At 44.7% G+C, this 1970-nt stretch carries 1 protein-coding gene; it reads left to right on the top strand.

Translation table 11 applies throughout. The annotated features are described in order from the left end of the window. Positions 1 to 393 precede the first annotated feature (393 nt). Complete coding sequence (locus HF854_RS12240; protein ID WP_168936534.1) at positions 394 to 1797, top strand: DUF2079 domain-containing protein; 1404 nt, start codon at positions 394 to 396, stop codon at positions 1795 to 1797. The last annotated feature ends 173 nt before the right edge of the window (positions 1798 to 1970 follow it).

The raw sequence follows: 1970 nt of genomic DNA, 5'->3' as shown, positions 1-1970 counted from the left end.
CACGAAAATCTGTTTGTTTCATGGGACGAGATTACCACACCTTTTAAAATCAAAAAACATGCCGGACATCCTCTAAGTAGGGGAGCAGGTCTCATAATCAAACCTCTTAACTTGATGCGAAGGGGATGCGCAATGATAGAAGGAAGATGCATGGTATGCAACATGGTTTGTCTATGACCTGGGGGGCAATGATGAATTGCTGGAGATGGCATGACAGCTTCCTGTCGCAGACGATCCTGTGGTCCTGGATATGTCCCGGGCGGCAGAAAGAGCAGGACGTTGCGAATAGCCTGCAATTATGTCATGTTTTAAAATACATCGGGAGATAGTGGCATGATGTCCCGTATCGGGCATCATGATTGGTACCTGCCTTGGTAAACAAGAGACTCTGGTATGGAACAAAAATTTCTGCACCGTAGCGTCCACTACGGGATACCGCTAGCGCTGACGGCCGTCTGTGTGATCGCCTCGCTGGCCGATTTGTATGCTTTCAGGGTAAATGACTGGGATTTCAGCTATTTCTCTGTCCTGCCCTGGAATCTCGGGAATGGTTATGGCTGGCATGTGCCTTTCCATGAGCTGGATAGCGGTATCCCTTTCTATGCCCATCACTGGCAGCCATTCGCCCTTTTTCTGGTGCCGTTTTTAACTTGGTTTGACAGCCCCTACACACTTTCAGTGTTGCATGGACTGGCGCTTGGAACGTGGTTTTTTCTGCTGCCTCTCTTTATCCGGCAGGTATATGAGGAAGATGGCAGAAGCGACTATCTAAAGACAGCCCTGTTCTGGGAACTTGTCCTTTTCGTTTATCTTCCCTTTCTGGGGGCTTGGCGTTATCAGACGCATCTTACAACGCTTGTTAGCCCTGCCATTTTTCTGGCTGTGCTTTCTCTGCACAGGCACCGTTTTGTCTGGGCCTGTTTCTGGTGTATCCTGCTGGCCTGTGGACAGGAACGGTCGTCTGTAGCGGTATTTTCGGTAGGTATATACGCCTTCCTGTTACTCAAGCAGTATAGGTTTGGATCATGTCTCTGCTTTGCATCTGCAGCCTATTTTGCAGGTGTCATAAAGATCTTGTTTCCTTTTTTGCGTGGTGGTGAAAACTATGCTTTTTCAGGGGCTATCCATCCATTTTATGAGATTTCTAAAAAAATTTATTTTCTGTTGCAGTATATACTTTGTACCTTCTGTCTTCCTCTGGCAGGAAAACGAGCTTTCTTGACGGCTTTGTGCAGCCTTCCGGTGCTGGGGATAGGACTGGTGTCGAATAGAGGACCTATGTATGCCTTTGCACATCATTACCAGGATATTTCTGCACCATTTTTTCTTATGTCTGGAGTATATGGTTTGCTTTGGATTCAGAAGTTGTCTCTATGGAGGCGATGTTCCCGGAAAATCATCTTGTTCTGCTGTGTTCTGTTGTTAGCTTTATCTTTCATCGCCGGAAGATTTTCCCATCCTCTTGTGCATCTTAGCTTTGCTGTAACGGATCCCCGGTTGGAGCAATATGCTACACTTCATGATGAACTGAAACGACTGCTGGATATTTCCCGGGACAAGACGCTTTTTGTACAATCCGGTATTGGGCCCTTGGTCTCCTTGCGCGAGAATCGCTACTCGCTTGTTGCCCATAATGACCTCAAGAGGGACTATAGTGGGTGCTATGTAGCTATTTCACAGTTGTGTGGTGTTTACAGTTTTGAGAATTATGAAGTTTTAAAAAACGGCCTTGACAAAAATGATACACTTGAACTTGTCTGCGATTTAGGCGTTCTGCGTATTTATAGAGGAAAATAAATGCGAATTATGCATGGCAGATATTATTGATATAATAATAACTTTCTGATATTATATGATATTGCTATATTTATATTATAAATATGAATTCCTTTATAAGAGAATGTCCGGCATACATCTTGCTATACCAGTTTTCTCCAAAGGATACAGGCCAAAGCAAGGTAAAGTAGTCC

It is taken from the genome of Desulfovibrio piger (assembly GCF_012843875.1).
GTDB lineage: Bacteria > Desulfobacterota > Desulfovibrionia > Desulfovibrionales > Desulfovibrionaceae > Desulfovibrio.
Note: the sequence above shows the minus strand (reverse complement) of the source record. Positions and strands in the feature narration are given on the sequence as shown.

Bases quoted from the DNA above. Each gene is read 5' to 3' on its own strand.
- HF854_RS12240 (WP_168936534.1), top strand. From the start codon at position 394: ATGGAACAAAAATTTCTGCACCGTAGCGTCCACTACGGGATACCGCTA.